Annotated in this window: 14 protein-coding genes; 9 read left to right on the forward strand and 5 right to left on the reverse strand. The window is 71.3% G+C overall.

Annotated features, from left to right (window positions below; all coding sequences use genetic code 11):
- The first annotated feature begins 112 nt into the window (after window positions 1–112).
- Window positions 113–496, forward strand: coding sequence for an Rv3235 family protein (locus tag RBR11_RS16070; protein ID WP_373889813.1), 384 nt, complete (start codon window positions 113–115; stop codon window positions 494–496).
- Between the two features lie 66 nt (window positions 497–562).
- Window positions 563–2047 carry a sensor histidine kinase gene (locus RBR11_RS16075; protein ID WP_308490386.1) on the forward strand — a complete coding sequence of 495 codons (1485 nt, stop codon included), beginning with the start codon at window positions 563–565 and terminating at the stop codon, window positions 2045–2047.
- Between the two features lie 60 nt (window positions 2048–2107).
- On the opposite strand, the gene RBR11_RS16080 is transcribed toward RBR11_RS16075, so the two are convergent.
- Entirely contained in the window at window positions 2108–2356 is a 249-nt protein-coding gene (locus tag RBR11_RS16080; protein ID WP_308490387.1) for a WhiB family transcriptional regulator, read from the reverse strand.
- A gap of 238 nt (window positions 2357–2594) precedes the next feature.
- On the opposite strand from RBR11_RS16080, the gene RBR11_RS16085 reads away from it, so the two are divergent.
- Window positions 2595–3008: a hypothetical protein gene (locus tag RBR11_RS16085; RefSeq protein WP_308490388.1), complete on the forward strand. Its 414-nt coding sequence runs from the start codon at window positions 2595–2597 to the stop codon at window positions 3006–3008.
- Between the two features lie 11 nt (window positions 3009–3019).
- Here the strand turns inward: RBR11_RS16085 and bcp are convergent, their stop codons facing one another.
- The 3 genes from bcp to aroA are packed head-to-tail and all read right to left on the reverse strand — an operon-like array spanning window position 3020 to window position 5960.
- A complete protein-coding gene (gene bcp / locus RBR11_RS16090; RefSeq protein WP_308490389.1) occupies window positions 3020–3496 on the reverse strand; it encodes a thioredoxin-dependent thiol peroxidase in 477 nt (158 codons plus the stop codon).
- A gap of 53 nt (window positions 3497–3549) precedes the next feature.
- On the reverse strand, window positions 3550–4605 hold the full coding sequence (gene rsgA / locus RBR11_RS16095) for a ribosome small subunit-dependent GTPase A (protein WP_308490390.1): 1056 nt from the start codon (window positions 4603–4605) through the stop codon (window positions 3550–3552).
- Window positions 4602–5960 carry a 3-phosphoshikimate 1-carboxyvinyltransferase gene (gene aroA / locus RBR11_RS16100; RefSeq protein WP_308490391.1) on the reverse strand — a complete coding sequence of 453 codons (1359 nt, stop codon included), beginning with the start codon at window positions 5958–5960 and terminating at the stop codon, window positions 4602–4604. Before aroA ends, rsgA begins: the two co-directional genes overlap by 4 nt.
- A 60-nt stretch (window positions 5961–6020) precedes the next feature.
- Between aroA and RBR11_RS16105 the strand changes: the two genes are divergently transcribed.
- Genes RBR11_RS16105 through RBR11_RS16120 form a run of 4 tightly spaced genes read left to right on the forward strand, consistent with a single transcriptional unit; the run spans window position 6021 to window position 9640 of the window.
- Window positions 6021–6698 (forward strand): sigma-70 family RNA polymerase sigma factor, encoded by a 678-nt coding sequence (locus RBR11_RS16105; protein WP_308490392.1) that lies wholly within the window; start codon window positions 6021–6023, stop codon window positions 6696–6698.
- On the forward strand, window positions 6695–6940 hold the full coding sequence (rsrA, locus tag RBR11_RS16110; RefSeq protein ID WP_308490393.1) for a mycothiol system anti-sigma-R factor: 246 nt from the start codon (window positions 6695–6697) through the stop codon (window positions 6938–6940). Before RBR11_RS16105 ends, rsrA begins: the two co-directional genes overlap by 4 nt.
- A gap of 37 nt (window positions 6941–6977) precedes the next feature.
- On the forward strand, window positions 6978–8282 hold the full coding sequence (locus RBR11_RS16115; protein ID WP_308490394.1) for a GNAT family N-acetyltransferase: 1305 nt from the start codon (window positions 6978–6980) through the stop codon (window positions 8280–8282).
- 29 nt (window positions 8283–8311) lie between these two features.
- The gene (locus RBR11_RS16120) at window positions 8312–9640 is read left to right on the forward strand and encodes an APC family permease (protein ID WP_308490395.1); all 1329 of its coding nucleotides are present in this window, start codon (window positions 8312–8314) and stop codon (window positions 9638–9640) included.
- On the opposite strand, the gene RBR11_RS16125 is transcribed toward RBR11_RS16120, so the two are convergent.
- Complete coding sequence (locus RBR11_RS16125) at window positions 9637–13317, reverse strand: multifunctional oxoglutarate decarboxylase/oxoglutarate dehydrogenase thiamine pyrophosphate-binding subunit/dihydrolipoyllysine-residue succinyltransferase subunit (protein ID WP_308490396.1); 3681 nt, start codon at window positions 13315–13317, stop codon at window positions 9637–9639. The two genes, RBR11_RS16120 and RBR11_RS16125, sit on opposite strands and share 4 nt — an antisense overlap.
- Window positions 13318–13488: 171 nt before the next feature.
- Here RBR11_RS16125 and guaB1 point away from each other — a divergent pair, with 171 nt between their 5' ends.
- Both guaB1 and RBR11_RS16135 read left to right on the forward strand, forming a co-directional pair.
- A complete protein-coding gene (gene guaB1, locus RBR11_RS16130; RefSeq protein WP_308490397.1) occupies window positions 13489–14943 on the forward strand; it encodes a GMP reductase in 1455 nt (484 codons plus the stop codon).
- Between the two features lie 224 nt (window positions 14944–15167).
- On the forward strand, window positions 15168–16397 hold the full coding sequence (locus tag RBR11_RS16135; RefSeq protein ID WP_419956798.1) for an integrase core domain-containing protein: 1230 nt from the start codon (window positions 15168–15170) through the stop codon (window positions 16395–16397).
- The last annotated feature ends 26 nt before the right edge of the window (window positions 16398–16423 follow it).

A 16423-nucleotide genomic window follows, 5' to 3' on the forward strand; every position in this document is an offset into this window, starting at 1 on the left:
CCGATATACGGGTTATCCACATTCCTCGTCGGATCGTCCCCGCGCGCCGCGCGGATGTGATCTGATGCCGATCAGACACGCCACGAATCGCGAACCGGGGGGAACGCCGATGATGACGCTGGAAGACTTCGCCCGGCAGCCGACGCCGACTGCCGAGCTGCCCGATCCGACCCCGCTCCTGGAGAGCCTCACGCGTGGCGTGCTCGAGGTGCTGGCGGGTGTGCGGGAGGTCGACCAGCTGGCCCGGTGGTTCACCGAGGACGCGTTCCGAGTGCTCATCGCTCGGGCGAACCTGTCCTCCCGCGCCCGCAGCGCCCGCGGGGTGGCGCCGTCCCGCCCGGTGTACCGGATCCTCTCCACGCACGCCTCGTCGCCCGCGGACGGCGTCGTCGAGGCCACCGTGATCGTGGAGAGCCCCGGCCGGACCAGGGCCGTCGCGATCCGGCTCGAGGGCATGGACCGGCGGTGGCGCGCGACCTCGCTCGCGGTGCTCTGAGCGGGTGCCGCCGCCTGGTGCCGGAGCGCGTGCGACGGCTCGCACGGCTCCCTCTAGGCTGTGAGGGTGTCGACTCTCAGTGACCTCGCCCAGGCTCAGGGCCGCCTCGCCGACGAAGACGTGGAGTGGCTGCACCGCCTCGCCGGCGACGGCCAGCTCCTCGCGGATCTCGCCTCCGCCGACATCGTGATCTGGATCGCGACGTCCGACGGATCCTTCGTCGCCGTGGCGCACACCCGCCCGAGCGGCGCCGCGACGCTCTTCTACCGCGACATCGTGGGGGAGCGGGTGCGGCCGCAGTGGCGCACCCAGGTGCAGGTCGCGTTCGACGAGGCGCAGATCGTGGACTCCTCGAACCCGGACTGGTTCGAGGAGACGCCGACCCGCGTCCGAGCGGTGCCGATCGTGCGCGCTCACCCCAAGGGCGAGGAGGCGCCGCGGCCGATCGGCGTGGTCACCCGGCACACGAACCTGGGCGAGGCGCGCACGCCGTCGCGCCAGCAGATCACGTTCAACGAGGCCGCGGACGACCTGTTCGGGATGATCGGCGCCGGCGCGTTCCCCGACCTCGCGGCCCCCACCTCGCCGCGGCGCGGCGCGCCCCGGGCCTCCGACGGCCTGATCCGCATCGACGTCGACGGCGTCGTGACGTTCGCGAGCCCGAACGCGCTGTCCGCATTCAACCGGATGGGCTTCGACGAGGAGCTCGAGGGGGAGTCGCTGGTCGAGGTGACCACCCGGATCGTGCCGCCCTCACGGCAGGTCGACGAATCGCTCCCGGTGGTCGTCACCGGGCGCGCGCCCTGGCGGACGGATGTGGAGGCGCGCGGCGTGACCGTGTCGCTCCGCGCGATCCCGCTCAAGGACCACGGCACCCGGATCGGCGCCATCGTGCTGTGCCGGGACGTCTCCGAGCTGCGCCACCAGGAGCAGGAGCTCATCACCAAGGACGCGACGATCCGCGAGATCCACCACCGCGTCAAGAACAACCTGCAGACGGTCGCCTCGCTGCTGCGGATCCAGGCGCGGCGCACGCACTCCGAGGAGGCGCGCGACGCGCTCACCCAGGCCATGCGCCGGGTGGAGTCGATCGCGGTCGTGCACGACACCCTCGCCGGGGGACTGGCGCAGAAGGTCGACTTCGACGAGGTGTTCGCGCGGGTGCTCAAGCTCGTCGCGGAGGTCGCCTCGGCGCCGAACACGCGCGCCCGCACGCAGTCGACGGGCCGGTTCGGCGTGCTGCCCAGCGAGTACGCGACGCCGCTCGCACTCGCCCTCACCGAGGTCGTCACGAACGCCGTGGAGCACGGCCTCGCGGGTCAGGAGGGCGTGGTCACGATCGAGGCGCAGCGCACCGACGAGAACCTGCGCGTGATCGTCAGCGACACCGGGCACGGCCTCGTCGAGGGCCGGATCGGCCAGGGCCTGGGCACGCAGATCATCCGCACCCTCATCCAGGGCGAGCTCAGCGGCACGATCGCGTGGCAGGGCTCCGAGGGCGAGGGCACGGTGGTGACCATCGACATCCCGATGCGCTGGATGAAGGCCTGAGCCGGACGACGAACGGATCCGGCTCCGTGACGAGGCCGGATCCGTTGCGATGCCGGGGGATCAGCCGGCGCGGCGGGCGCGCGCGGCGCGGCGCTTCAGCGCGCGGCGCTCGTCCTCGCTGAGACCGCCCCACACACCCGAGTCCTGGCTGGTCTCCAGGGCGTACTGCAGGCAGATCTCGGTGACGGTGCACCGGGCGCACACGGCCTTCGCCTTCTCGATCTGGTCGACGGCCGGACCGGTGTTCCCGACGGGGAAGAACAGTTCGGGGTCGACGGTGAGGCAGGCGGCCTTGTCGCGCCAATCCATGGGGGCTCCTCGGTGTGGAAATATCGTGAGCGCGCGAATTTCGCGGGCTCGATGGTCAGGGCGGCGTTCGGGGGTCGTCGTCCTTCGGTGATGCGAGCGGATGCTCGCCCCACGCCGCTGTGGGAGCACATGGCTGTGATCTATTCTCTTACATGAATCGTCAACGATCAAGGGTTTTCTGTACCGCGGGTGAATCGGCGCGGAACCGCAGCCCACGAGCAGACCAACCGGGAGTGCCATGCGGGCGTCCAGACTGACCATCGCGGCGGCGTCGCTGCTCGCCCTCGAGGCGGTCGCGCTGCTCGTGCTCGCGCTCGTCGAGGTGTTCGGCCTGAGCGAGGGGGATGCCGCCTCGCTGCCGTCCGCTCTCGCCCTGATCGCGCTGACCGCCGTCGGCGCGGTCGGGCTGGGCGCGCTCGCGTTCGCGGTGCTGCGCCGACGGTCGTTCGGCCGCAGCGGCGGGCTGGTGGTGCAGGTGATCGCGATCCTCATCGCGCTGAGCGCACTCGGCGTCCGTCCGTTCCCGGCCCTGTTCGTGGGCGCGCTCGGGATCCCCGGCCTGATCGGAGCGGTGCTGCTGCTCGTGCTCGCGCGGCGCGAGGGCGCCGAGGCCCGCCGCCGCGCGGACGTGGAGAAGCCCGAGAAGGAGTAGGCCGGCGCGGCTCAGGCGGCGAGGCCGACGAGCTTGCGGATCCGCGCCACGTGCCCGGTGGCCTTGACGTTGTAGAGAGCGTGCTCGACGACGCCCTGCTCGTCGAGCACGAAGGTCGAGCGGATCACGCCTTCGATGACCTTGCCGTAGTTCTTCTTCTCGCCCCACACGCCGTAGGCGTTGTGCACCACCAGATCGGCGTCGCTCAGCAGCGGGAAGGTCAGCCCGTCGCGCTCGGCGAACTGCTTCAGCTTCGCGGGCTCGTCCTTGGAGACGCCGACGACGGCGTAGCCGGCGCCCTGCAGCGAGGACAGGCTGTCGCGGAAGTCGCAGGCCTCGGTCGTGCAGCCCGGCGTCATCGCGGCGGGGTAGAAGTACACGATCGTCTTGCGCCCTCGCAGATCGGCGAGCGGGAAGGGCTTGCCGTCCTGGTCCAGGAGGGTGAAGTCGGGGGCGGTGGTACCGGGTTCGAGGCGCTGCGCAGTCACGGATTCAGCCTAGCGGCGGGCAGCCCAGCGCCGGCCGCCCGACCGGATCCGCCTCAGAACTTGTCGGAGAACGTCGCGAGGAGGCGCTGCAGCGACTCCAGCCGGGCCAGCCCCGCCTCGCCGAGCTCGCCCGCGACGGCCGCCTCGTTCAGGGCGCAGTCCTCGGCATCGGCGCGGTGCGTGCAGCCGCGCGGGCAGTCCTCCGCGATCGCGGCGAGCTCGGTGAACGCGGCGAGGATGTTCGCCGGATCCACGTGCCCCAGGCCGAAGGAGCGCACCCCGGGGGTGTCGATGACCCACCCGGATCCGCTGCCGCCGGGCGCGACGTAGCGCAGCGACACGGTGGAGGACGAGGTGTGCCGGCCGCGGCCGGTGACCTCGTTCACGTGCCCGGTCGCGCGGCCCGCGCCCGGCACGAGCGCGTTCACCAGGGTCGACTTCCCGACACCGGAGTGGCCGACGAACACGGTGGAGTGCCCGACGAGCGCGGCGCCGATCTCGTCGACCGGCATCCGGCCGCGTGCGCTCGTGAACACCCGCAGGTCGAGGCCCTCGAAATGGCGGAGGAACTCGGACGGATCGGTCAGGTCGGTCTTCGTGACGACGAGCAGCGGCCGGATCCCCGCGTCCAGCGCCGCCACCAGGTAGCGGTCCACGAGGCGCTCCCGGGGCTCGGGATCCGCGGCGGCGACCACGATGAGCATCTGGTCGGCGTTCGCCACGATCACCCGCTCCACCTGGTCGGTGTCGTCCGCGCTGCGGCGCAGCAGCGAGGTGCGCTCGACGATGCCCACGATGCGGCCGAGCGTGCCCCCGTCCCCGGAGGTGTCGCCGACCACGCGCGCGGCGTCGCCGGTCACGATCGGCGTGCGGCGCAGCTCGCGGGCGCGGGCGGCGGTGATGGTCCGCTCGTCGTCGGTTCCTTCGCCGATCAGGACCGAGTAGCGGCCGCGGTCGACGCCGAGCACGCGGCCGATCGTCGCGTCGGCGTGCGCGGGGCGCCGTTTCGTGCGCGGGCGGTTGGCCTTCGGATTCGGGCGGGTGCGGATCTGGGACTCGTCGAAGTCGTCCAGCTCGTCGTCATCGCCGTCGTCGTCGAGCCAGCTCACGCGAGTGCGCTCCCGGCGGTCGGGGAGACGCCGGTGGACGGCGCGGCGGCGAGCATCCGCTCCCACAGCTGCGTGAACTCGGGGAGGGTCTTCGCGGTGGTGCCGATGTCGTCGATCTCGATGCCGGGGACCCGCAGACCGATCAGGGCGCCGGTGGTCGCCATGCGGTGGTCGTGGTGCGCGGCCCAGGATCCGCCGTGCAGCGGGGCGGGGGAGATCCGGATGCCGTCCTCGAGCTCCTCCACCTCGCCGCCGAGGGCGCGCAGGTTTCCGGCGAGCGCCGCGATCCGGTCCGTCTCGTGCAGCCGGATGTGGCCGATGCCGGTGATCGTCGTCGGGCCCTCGGCGAGGGCGGCGAGCCCCACGAACGTCGGCGCGAGCTCGCCCGCCGCCGACAGGTCGAGGTCGGCGCCGCGGACGCGGCCCGTGCCGCGCACGGTGAGCACCCCGCCGGCCAGACGCGCGTCGGCGCCGAGCGGCGCCAGCAGCCGGGGCAGCAGCGCCCCGGGCTGGGTGGAGCGGGTCGGCCAGCCGCCGATCGACACCTCCCCGCCGGCGACGAGCGCCGCCGCGAGGAACGGGGCCGCGTTGGACAGGTCGGGCTCGATGGCCGCGGTGATGGCGCGGGGATGACCGCCCTGGACCAGCCATTCGCCCGGGGCGGGGCGCTCGACCTTGATGCCGCGGTGCGTGAGCGCCTCGACCGTCATGTCGATGTGCGGCATGCTCGGCAGCCGTTCGCCGGTGTGCACGAGGTGCAGGCCGACGTCGAAGCGCGGGGCGGCCAGCAGCAGCCCCGACACGAACTGGCTCGACGCGGATGCGTCGATCTCGATCCGCCCGCCGCGGATGTGCCCGCGGCCTCGGATCGTGAACGGCAGCGACCAGCTGCCCCCGTCCTCGATGTCGACGCCGAGGTCGCGCAGCGCGTGGATCATCGTGCCCATCGGCCGGTGCAGCGCGGTCTCGTGTGCGGTGATCAGCACCTCGCCGTCGGCGAGCCCGGCGAGCGGCGCGATGAAGCGCATCACCGTCCCGGCCTGCCCGCAGTCCACGGTCGCGTCGCCGCGCAGCCGGCCGGGCGTGATCCGCAGGTCGGGACCGAAGTCGCCGGACCCTGGCTGCTCCTCGACGCCGATGCCGAGGGCGCGCAGCGCGTCGACCATGCGCGCGGAGTCGTCCGAGTGCAGGGGAGCGGTGACCAGGCCGGGGCCGTCCGCGATCGCCGCGAGCACGAGCTCGCGGTTCGTGAGCGACTTCGATCCGGGGACTCGCAGTTCGGCACGCAGAGGGCCCGCGGAGACCGGGGCGGACCAGCGGCCGCGCGGTGCGGGGGAATACGTCGTGTCGCTCATCGGTTCCTACCCTACTGAAGGCCTCCGACAGGGGACCGCGGGAAAGACAGAAGGACGCCCATGCTCGCGACGCTCGATCCGGTGACGGTCGACATCGACGGCCTAGAATGGCTGGCGATGAACGATCAGGCACCGATGGACGCTTCGCCCGACGCGGAGGAGAATTCCGCGCGTCGCGAATTCGAGGAGCAGGCGATCCCCTTCATGGATCAGCTGTACGCGGCTGCCATGCGCATGACCCGCAACCCCGCCGACGCAGCCGATCTCGTGCAGGAGACGTTCGTGAAAGCGTACGCGTCCTGGGCGAGCTTCACGCAGGGGACGAACCTCAAGGCGTGGCTGTACCGGATCCTGACGAACACCTACATCAACATCTATCGCAAGCGTCAGCGCGAGCCCTACCAGGGCACGATCGACGAGCTCGAGGACTGGCAGCTCGGCGGCGCCGAGTCGACCACGGCCTCGCACAGCCGGTCGGCGGAGGCCGAGGCGATCGATCGGATGCCGGCTTCGGTCGTCAAGGAGGCGCTGCAGGCGGTGCCGGAGGACTTCCGACTGGCGGTGTATCTCGCGGACGTCGAGGGCTTCGCCTATCAGGAGATCGCCGACATCATGAAGACCCCCATCGGCACCGTCATGAGCCGCCTGCACCGCGGGCGTCGCATGCTGCGGGAGCTGCTGGCGGACTATGCCGCGGAGCGAGGGATCGCCACGGCGGGCACGAGGAGCACGAAATGACCGACTGCGGATGCGCCAAGGCGCGGCAGGACCTGGAGGAGTACCTCCGCAACGAGATGTGCAAGACGGAGCACTCCGACATCCGCGAGCACCTCGAGCACTGCCCCTCGTGCGCGGAGGAGGCCCTGATCGCCACCACGCTGACCGAGGTCGTCTCGCGCGCGTGCAAGGAGACCGCCCCGGAGGCGCTCCGGGATCAGGTGCTCGCTCGGCTGCGCGCCGTGCAGGCCACCGCGCACTGACGAGGGCGGCGTCCCCGGCTGTCGCTACGCTGGGGCCATGACCCTGATCGACGCGCGGGAGATCGCCGCGGACCCGCTGTCCACCGCGAGACTGGGCGAGGCGGGCCTCGACTACCGTGTGATCGACATGGCCGACGACCTCGCTGCGGCCGCCTTCGCGCGCGCCGGTGAGCGGGGCTTCCTGAACCCGGATCCCGCGCCCGAAGCGGTCGCGGAGATCCGCGAGGCGTTCGCCGCGCGCCGCAACATCGGCGTGTTCGACCCGGCATCCACCGGGCTGAAGGGCGTGCCGGTCGCGACCGTGAACTCGTTCGTGACCCCGTTGACCGTCCCCGGCGGGACGCTGGACATGTGGGCGGTCAGCGCGGTCACCGTGAACGGCACGCACCGGCGTCGCGGCATCGCGCGCAACCTCCTCGAGGGGGAGCTGCGCTCGGCCGTCGCCGCGGGCGCGGCGATCGCGGGTCTCACCGTCACCGAGGCCACCCTCTACGGCCGGTACGGGTTCGGGCCCGCCGTGCCCGTCTCGACGTTCACCGTCGACGCGCGTCGCGCCGGCTGGGCCGCTGTGCCGTCGCCGGGGCGTCTCGAGACGATCGAGCGGGAGCAGCTCGCCGAGGCCCTCGCCGAGCTGCACGAGCGCACGCGCGTCGCGCGGGCCGGGCAGATCCCGGGCTGGAACCGTCGCTGGCGGCAGCTGGCCGGGCTCGCCGCGGCCGACGAGCGCGGCCGGAACGTGCGCGGCGTCCGCTACCTCGACGAGGACGGCGTCATGCAGGGCGTGATGGCGTACACGCTCGAGCCGCTGACCGGGGCGTTCGGAGCCGACCTCGTCGTCCGGCACGTCATCGGCACGACGCCCGAGGGGATGCGCGCCGTGTGGGGCTTCGCCGTGAACCACGACCTGGTCCGGACGGTGACCGCGGCGCTGCGCCCCGCCGACGATCCGCTGCCGCTGCTCGTCGCCGACCAGCGCGCGGTGCAGAACGTCGTGCACGATCACGGCTGGCTGCGGATCCTCGACGTGCCCGCGGCACTGACCGCGCGCACCTACCGCGCGCCGCTGGACATCGTGATCGCGGTCACGGATCCCTACGGGTACGCGAGCGGATCCTGGCGGCTGCGGATCGGGCAGGACGGCACGGCCGCGGTCGCGGAGGACGCCGGCGTGCCGGACGTCGAGATGGGCGTCGCCGCCCTGTCGACGCTGTATCTGGGCGGCGTGCGGGCCACGGCGCTGCGGGTCGCGGGCCTGCTGCGCACGGCGTCGAAGGAGGCGGCGGTCGAGATCGACGACGCGTTCCGTTCGATCACGGCGCCCGCGCTCACGATCTGGTACTGAATGTCCGGGGCCCCGGCTAGCCTGTCGGCGTGACCTCGTCCGTTCCTGCGCTCGACCGCACGGTCCCGGCCGGCCTCGGTCTCGCCCAGGGCATCGCACTGTACCTCGCGTCCGTTCTCGGCACGGGGCTGCTGGTTCTGCCGGGACTCGCGGCGAAGACCGCGGGTCCGGCGAGCCTCGTCGCGGTCGCGGTCATCACCGCGCTCGCGATCCCTCTCGCCGGCGCGTTCGCCGCGCTCGCCGCACGCCACCCGGATCCGGGCGGCGTGGCCAGCTACGCGCGCCGTGCGCTCGGGCCCACCGCCGCGCGGGCGACCGGCTACTGGTTCCTCTTCGGCGTGGCGGCGGGAGGGCCCGTCGTCGCTGTGCTCGGCGCCCGATACATCGCCACCGCCGTCGGCATCGACACGGCCGGCATCCCGTGGCTGGCCCTGGCGTTCCTCGTCGCACCGCTCGCCGCCAACATGTTCGGCGTGCGGCTCACGGGTTGGCTGCAGCTCGCGCTCACCGGGCTGCTGCTCGCGGTCGTCGTGGTGGTCGTCGCCCTCGCCGCGCCCGCCGCGCGGCCGGAGAACCTCACCCCGTTCCTCCCGCACGGCTGGGGCGGAGTGGGCACCGCGATCGTGATGTTCGTGTGGGCGTTCGCCGGCTGGGAGGTGGGCACCCACATCTCCGGGGAGTTCGCGCGCCCGCGCCGCACGATCCCGCTCGCGACCGCGGTCACCCTGATCCTCGCGGGGGCCTGCTATCTCGCGCTGCAGCTGGTCACGGTCGGGGCGCTGGGAGCGCGTGCGGGGAAGGGCGACGTCGTGCTGCTCGATCTCGCCGAGGCGGGAGGGATCCGCGCCGCGCCGACCCTCATCGGGGTGGTGTCCGCGGTCGTCGCGCTCGGCGTGCTGAACGTGTACCTCGCCGCCTTCGGCAAGCTGGGCGCGTCGCTCGCCGTCAACGGCGACCTGCCGCTCTGGTTCGCGAAGGGCGTCGGATCCGGGGCGGTGCCGCGCCGTGCGCTCCTGCTGTCCGGCGGGCTGGTGGGGATCTACTTCGTCATCGCGGCGGCGACCGGGTTCGACCTGCAGCCGTTCATCCTCGTCCACACCGCCAGCATGGTGGCGGTCTACACGATCGGCATGGTCGCTGCGATCCGGATCTTGCCCCGGCGAACGGCCGGCTGGTGGATGGCGGTCGTCGCGGCGGTGTGCACGGCCGGCCTGCTGGTGCTCGCCGGGGCAGCGCTCGCGGTCCCCGCGGCGGTCGCGATCCTCGCGCTCGCCGTCACCGGCGTGCGCCGCGCCGGAAGACGACGACGCGGTGCCCCGGAAGCCCGGGACACCGCGTCGATCGGCGATTCGACCTAGAGGGTGAGTGCCCGCGCGAGCAGGTCGGCCTGCTCCGCGGCGTGCACCTTCGAGGATCCGGTGGACGGCGCCGCCGAGGCCGGGCGCGTGATCGGGTGGACCGGGCGCGCACCGGGGACGGTCTGGAAGTGCAGCGCGAGGAACGGCCAGGCGCCCTGGTTCTCCGGCTCCTCCTGCACCCACACGATCTCCGCGTTCGGGTAGGTGTCGGCGATCGTCTTGAGCTGGCGCAGCGGGATCGGGTAGAGCTGCTCGACGCGCACCAGGGCGATCTGGGGGTTCGGGTTCTTCTCGAGCTCGGCGAGCAGATCCCAGTGCACCTTGCCGGAGTGGAAGATCACGCGCTTGACAGCGGCGCGGTCCAGCTCGCGGGTGTCGTCGATCACCGGCTCGAAGCGGCCCTGGGTGAACTCCTCCACCTGGCTCGTCGCGCCGCGCAGACGCAGCATCGCCTTCGGGGTGAACACGATCAGCGGCTTGCGCGGGCGCGCGTACGCCTGACGGCGCAGCAGGTGGAAGTACGACGCCGGGGTGGACGGGCGCGCCACGGTCATGTTGTCCTGCGCGCACAGCTGCAGGAACCGCTCCATGCGCGCGGACGAGTGGTCCGGGCCCTGGCCCTCGTAGCCGTGCGGCAGCAGCATGACCACGCTGGACTGCTGGCCCCACTTCTGCTCGGCCGCGGAGATGTACTCGTCAATGACCGACTGGGCGCCGTTGACGAAGTCGCCGAACTGCGCCTCCCACAGCACGAGCGCCTCGGGACGCTCCACCGAGTAGCCGTACTCGAACCCGAGCGCGGCGTACTCGCTGAGCAGGGAGTCGTACACGAAGAAGCGGGCCTGGTTGTCGGACAGGTTCGCGAGCGGCAGCCACTCCTGGCCGTTGGCCCGGTCGTGCAGCGCGGCGTGGCGCGACACGAACGTGCCACGCCGGGAGTCCTGACCAGCGAGGCGCACCGGGGTGCCCTCGACGAGCAGGGATCCGAACGCGAGCAGCTCGCCGAAGCCCCAGTCGATGGAGCCGCTGCGGCTCATCTCGACGCGCTTGTCCATCGCCTGCTGCAGCTTCGGGTGCACCGTGAAGCCCTCGGGCTTGTTGGCGTGCGCGTCGCCGATGAGGTGGATCACCTCGAGCGGGACGCCGGTGACCTCGGGGGAGCCGATCTGGTCGTCGACCGGGCCGACGCCGTTCACGGGCGCGATCGGCGTGGCGCCGGTCTCGGCGGCGTGGGTCTCCGCGAACGCGATCTCCAGGCGGTTCTGGAAGTCCGCCTTGGCCTGGTCGTACTCCTCCTGGGTGATGTCGCCGCGGCCGACGAGCGAGTCGGTGTACAGGCTGCGCACCGACCGCTTCGCCTGGATGAGGTCGGTCATCAGCGGCTGCGTCATCGACGGGTCGTCGCCCTCATTGTGCCCGCGCCGGCGGTAGCAGACGAGGTCGATCACGATGTCGCGGTGGAACCGCTCGCGGTACTCGAAGGCGAGCTGGGCGACGTGGATCACGGCCTCGGGGTCGTCACCGTTCACGTGCAGGATCGGGGCCTGGATCGTCTTCGCGACGTCCGTGGCGTACACCGAGGTGCGCGAGTCGATCGGCAGGGTCGTGAAGCCGACCTGGTTGTTCACGACCACGTGGATCGTGCCGCCCGTGCGGTAGCCGCGCAGCTGCGACATCTGCAGCGTCTCCACGACGACGCCCTGGCCGGCGAAGGCCGCGTCGCCGTGCACGAGGATCGGCAGCCAGGTGAACGTGCCGATCGGCTTGCGGTCCTGCTTGGCGCGGGCGATGCCCTCGAGCACGCCGTCCACGGTCTCCAGGTGCGAGGGGTTCGCGGCGAGGAGGATCGGCAGCTCGGCGCCGTCGTCCGAGACGAAGGTCCCCTCGGTGCCGAGGTGGTACTTCACGTCACCGGATCCGCGCTGGTTGCCCGGCAGGGTGGATCCCTCGAACTCGCGGAACACCTGGCCGTACGTCTTGCCGGCGATGTTCGTGAGCACGTTCAGGCGGCCGCGGTGCGCCATGGCGATCGCCGCGCCGTCCAGGCCGGAGCCGGCAGCGCCCTGCAGGATCTCGTCGAGCAGCGGGATGAGCGACTCGCCGCCCTCGAGGGAGAAGCGCTTCTGACCGACGTACTTCGTCTGCAGGAACGTCTCGAAGGCCTCGGCCTCGTTCAGCTTGCTGAGCACGCGCAGCTGCTCGTCGTGACCCGGCTTGACGTAGGGGATCTCGACCTTCTCCTGGAACCACAGGCGCTGGGCCGGGTCCTGGATGTGCATGTACTCGATGCCGACCGTGCGGCAGTACGAGTCGCGCAGCACGCCGAGGATGTCGCGGAGCTTCATCTGGCGCTTGCCGCCGAAGCCGTTCGTGACGAAATCGCGCTCGAGGTCCCAGAAGGTCAGGCCGTGGGTCTCGATCTCGAGGTCGGGGTGCGAGCGCTGCACGTACTCCAGCGGGTCGATGTCGGCCATCAGGTGGCCGCGCACGCGGTACGAGTTGATCAGCTCCTGCACGCGGGCGGTCTTGTCGACGCGCTCGGACAGGTCCACCGCGATGTCGCTGGCCCAGTGGATCGGCGCGTACGGGATGCGCAGCGCACGGAAGATGCTCTCGTAGAAGCCGCGCTGGCCGAGCAGCAGCTCGTGCACCTTCTTCAGGAATTCGCCGGATCCGGCGCCCTGGATGACGCGGTGGTCATAGGTGCTGGTCAGCGTGATCGTCTTGCCGATGCCGAGGGCGTCCAGCGTCTTCTGGCTGGATCCCTGGAACTCGGCCGGGTACTCCAGGGCACCGGCGCCGATGATGCAGCCCTGGCCCTTCATCAGACGGGGCACCGAGTGCACCGTGCCGATGCCGCCCGGGTTCGTCAGCGAGAGCGTCGTGCCCTGGAAGTCGGCGGCGGTGAGCTTGTTGCCGCGGGCGCGGACGATGAGGTCCTCGTACGCGGACAGGTACTCGCTGAAGGTCAGCGTGTCGGCGCGCTTGATCGACGGGACGAGCAGGGCGCGGGTGCCGTCGGGCTTCGGGATGTCGATCGCGATGCCGAGGTTGATGTGCGCGGGGGCGATGACGCTGGGCTTGCCGTCGACCTCGGCGTAGTAGACGTTCTGGCTGGGGAACTCCTTGAGCGCCTGGATCAGCGCCCAGCCGATGAGGTGCGTGAAGGAGACCTTGCCGCCGCGGGTGCGGGACATGTGGTTGTTGATGACGATGCGGTTGTCGATCATCAGCTTCGCCGGCACGGTGCGGACGCTGGTCGCGGTCGGGACGGTCAGCGACTCGTCCATGTTCGCGGCGAGGGTCTTCGGCAGGCCGCGCAGCGGCGTGACGACGTCCTCGTGGTGCTCGTGCGGACCGTCGGCGGCGCGGTCCTGCGCCTGCGCCGGGATCGGCGCCTGCCGGGCGGGCTTGGTCGTGGTCCGCGCCACCGGCGTCTGGCCGATCACCGGGATCGGCGCCGTGACGGGGTGCGCCTCGACGGCGGGAGCGGTCTGCGCCGCGGGAGCGGCTGCGGCGGAATCGGACGGGTGATAGTTCTCGAGGACCGGCCACCACTCCTTGTCGACGGAGTTGCGGTCGACCTTGAACTGTTCGTACAGCTCGTCGACGAGCCAGGAATTGGCCCCGAACTCCCCATCTCCCGAAGTCCCGACGCCGGTCACCTGGCTCGACACGCTCGATCGCCCTCTTTCATCGATGAAACAAGCGGTGGGATCCGCCCCGGGCATCTCCCGGGTATGGCCACGCTCCGGGTGACAAGCCTAGCCCGTCGACGGAGTCGAAAGGGCTCGGTGACACGGTTCCGAGCAGGTGTGCAGCGCATCCGTGATGGCTACCCTGGGGAGATGCAGTTCTCCGGTGAGCGCCCGATGGTGGATCTGACCTACTCGGACGTGTTCCTCGTGCCCCGCCATTCCACTGTCACGAGCCGCCTGCAGGTGGATCTGGCGCCCGAGGACGGCACTCCCGCGACGATCCCGCTGGTGTCGTCGAACATGAACTCGGTGACCGGTCCGCGCCTGGCCGCGACCCTTGCCCGGCGCGGCGGGATCGGCGTGCTGCCGCAGGACATGCCGCTGCAGGAGCTCGACGAGGCGATCCGCTGGGTGAAGCGCCAGCCCGTCGCCTGGGACACGCCGCTCGTGCTGCCCCCGTACGCGACCGTCGAGACCGCGCTGCGCCTGCTGCCCGCGACGGAGGGGCACGGGATCGTCGTCGCCGACGGGAGCGGGGAGATCCTCTCCAGCGCGATCCACGGCATCCTGCCCGCGCGGCGTCTCGCGACGGCGCTGCGCGACGCGCAGATCGGCGATCTGGTGCGCCCCGACTCGCCGGCGCTCGACGCGGAGGACGTCGCCGACCCGCGCACCGCGTTCGACGCGATCACCGCCGCCGACGCGGAGATGATGTGCGTGCTCCGGCACGGGCACCTCGTCGGCACGCAGACCGCACGCGGCGCGCTGCGCTCGACCCTGTACCGACCCGCGGTCGACGCCTCGGGCCGCCTCGCCGTCGCCGCGGCCGTGGGCATCAACGGCGACGTCGCCGCCAAGGCGAAGGCGCTCGCCGGCGCCGGCGTCGACGTGCTCGTCGTCGACACCGCGCACGGCCATCAGGACGGCATGCTGCAGGCGCTGCGTACCGTGGCGGCCCTGGAGCTCGGGATCCCGATCGTGGCGGGCAACGTCGTCACCGCGGAAGGCGCGCGCGATCTCGTCGACGCCGGCGCATCGATCCTCAAGGTCGGCGTCGGCCCCGGCGCGATGTGCACGACCCGCATGATGACCGCGGTCGGCCGACCGCAGTTCTCCGCGGTGCTGGAGACCGCCGAGGCCGCGCGGGCGCTGGGCGCGCACGTGTGGGCGGACGGGGGCGTGCGGTATCCGCGCGACGTGGCGCTCGCGCTCGCCGCGGGGGCCGCCTCCGTGATGATCGGATCCTGGTTCGCCGGCACGATCGAGGCGCCGGGCGAGCTGCAGACCGACGACGCGGGCCGGCTCTACAAGGAGTCCTGGGGGATGGCCTCGACCAAGGCCGTGCAGGCGCGCTTCGGCCGCCTCGACGCGTACGAGCGGGCGCGCAAGGAGCTCTTCGCCGAGGGCATCTCGTCGTCCCGGATCTACCTCGATCCGCTCCGCCCCGGCGTCGAGGACCTCCTCGACATGATCACCTCGGGCGTGCGCTCCTCCTTCACGTACGCCGGTGCCGCCACCGTGCCCGAGTTCCACGAGCGCGCCCTGGTCGGCCTGCAGTCCGCCGCCGGCTACGAGGAGGGCAAGGCGCTCCCGGTCAGCTGGTGAGCGGGCCCGGCCCCGCCCTTGTGACGGTGGTCGCGCTCTCGCGCTGCCCTTCCCTGTGCGAGCTGCTTCTCCCCGACTGTCGATCCGGTCGCGCGGCTCTTTCCTGCGAGCGCTCTCGAAATCGGGGCTGTTATGTCTCAGGACATCGGTGACGGTTCTGTATCAGGACATCGGTGACAGTTCTGGGGGTCTTGGTGGTGACACTTCTCGGCTCAGATTGAGCGGTGTCGAAGAATGAACCTGTTGATGCGCGTGTCCGTCTCGCGATCTCTCGTTGGCCTGCGGATGCTCCGCGTGGGGCGGTGACGTCGTTTTGTCGAGAGCACGAGATCTCGCGGAAGACGTTCTATGTGCTGCTCGCTCGTGCGCGGGAGAAGGGCCCGGCGGCGGTGCTGGAGCCGCAGTCTCGTCGTCCGTCCGCGTCGCCGGCGAAGATCGGCGAGGAGGTGAAGCGGAGCGCGCTGGACGTGCGGGCAGCGCTGGAGCGATCCGGGCTCGACTACGGGCCGATCAGCGTGCACGACAAGATGACATCGATGGGATTCACGACCCCGTCGATCGCCTCACTCGCACGGATCTTCCGCGAAGCGGGCGTCGCCCGGGTGGAGCCAAAGAAGAAGCCGCGGTCCGCGTTCCGACGGTTCGTGTATCCCGCTCCGAACGCGTGCTGGCAACTCGATGCGACCGAGTACGTCCTCGCGGGCGGACGGACCTGCGTGATCTTCCAGCTCACCGATGATCATGCTCGTCTCGCGGTCGCGTCGCATGTCGCGAGGGCGGAGACGAGCAAGGGCGCGGTCACGGTGATGGAGAAGGGGATCGCCCGGCATGGGGTCCCGCAGCGGCTCCTCACGGATAACGGTGCCGCATTGAACCCGCACCGCCGCGGCATCGTCAGTCAGCTCGTCGCCTACGTGAGCACGCTCGGCGTCGTCGCGATCACCGGGAAGCCCGGGCACCCCATGACCCAGGGCAAGAACGAGCGATTCCACCAGACCCTGTTCCGATGGTTGGACAAGCAGCCCCTCGCCGGGACGATCGAGGAACTCCAACATCTCGTGGACCGGTTCGACGTGATCTACAACACCGAGCGCCCGCACCAGGCGCTTCCCGGTCGGAGCACCCCGCAACAGGCCTGGGACGCGACACCGAAAGCTCCCGCGCCAGAGCCAGACCCTGACGCTGCCACCCATCCCGGGGCGACTGGAGATGCCGTCCGGATCGTCCGCACGCACGGCGACATCAGCATCCGCGGCACCACATTCCAACTCGGGAACGAGTTCGCCGGCACTCAAGTCCACGCGATCTGGAACCCCGCCCTGATCATGATCTTCGACGAGCGCGGCACCCTCATCATCGAACACCCCTGGCCACAACCCGGCACCCGCTACGTCGGCAACGGCAGACCCCGAGGATCGGCCCCCAGAAGACGCCCACTGTCACCGATGTCCTGAGACACCAACTGTCACCGATGTCCTGA

The sequence above is a fragment of the Microbacterium capsulatum genome (assembly GCF_030865425.1).
Taxonomy (GTDB): Bacteria; Actinomycetota; Actinomycetes; order Actinomycetales; family Microbacteriaceae; genus Microbacterium; species Microbacterium capsulatum.

Coding starts and splice junctions, on each gene's coding strand:
- RBR11_RS16080 (WP_308490387.1), bottom strand. CDS start 2,356: ATGGATTGGCGCGACAAGGCCGCCTGCCTCACCGTCGACCCCGAACTG.
- RBR11_RS16105 (WP_308490392.1), top strand. CDS start 6,021: ATGCTCGCGACGCTCGATCCGGTGACGGTCGACATCGACGGCCTAGAA.
- RBR11_RS16085 (WP_308490388.1), top strand. CDS start 2,595: ATGCGGGCGTCCAGACTGACCATCGCGGCGGCGTCGCTGCTCGCCCTC.
- guaB1 (WP_308490397.1), top strand. CDS start 13,489: ATGCAGTTCTCCGGTGAGCGCCCGATGGTGGATCTGACCTACTCGGAC.
- RBR11_RS16115 (WP_308490394.1), top strand. CDS start 6,978: ATGACCCTGATCGACGCGCGGGAGATCGCCGCGGACCCGCTGTCCACC.
- aroA (WP_308490391.1), bottom strand. CDS start 5,960: ATGAGCGACACGACGTATTCCCCCGCACCGCGCGGCCGCTGGTCCGCC.
- RBR11_RS16070 (WP_373889813.1), top strand. CDS start 113: ATGACGCTGGAAGACTTCGCCCGGCAGCCGACGCCGACTGCCGAGCTG.
- rsrA (WP_308490393.1), top strand. CDS start 6,695: ATGACCGACTGCGGATGCGCCAAGGCGCGGCAGGACCTGGAGGAGTAC.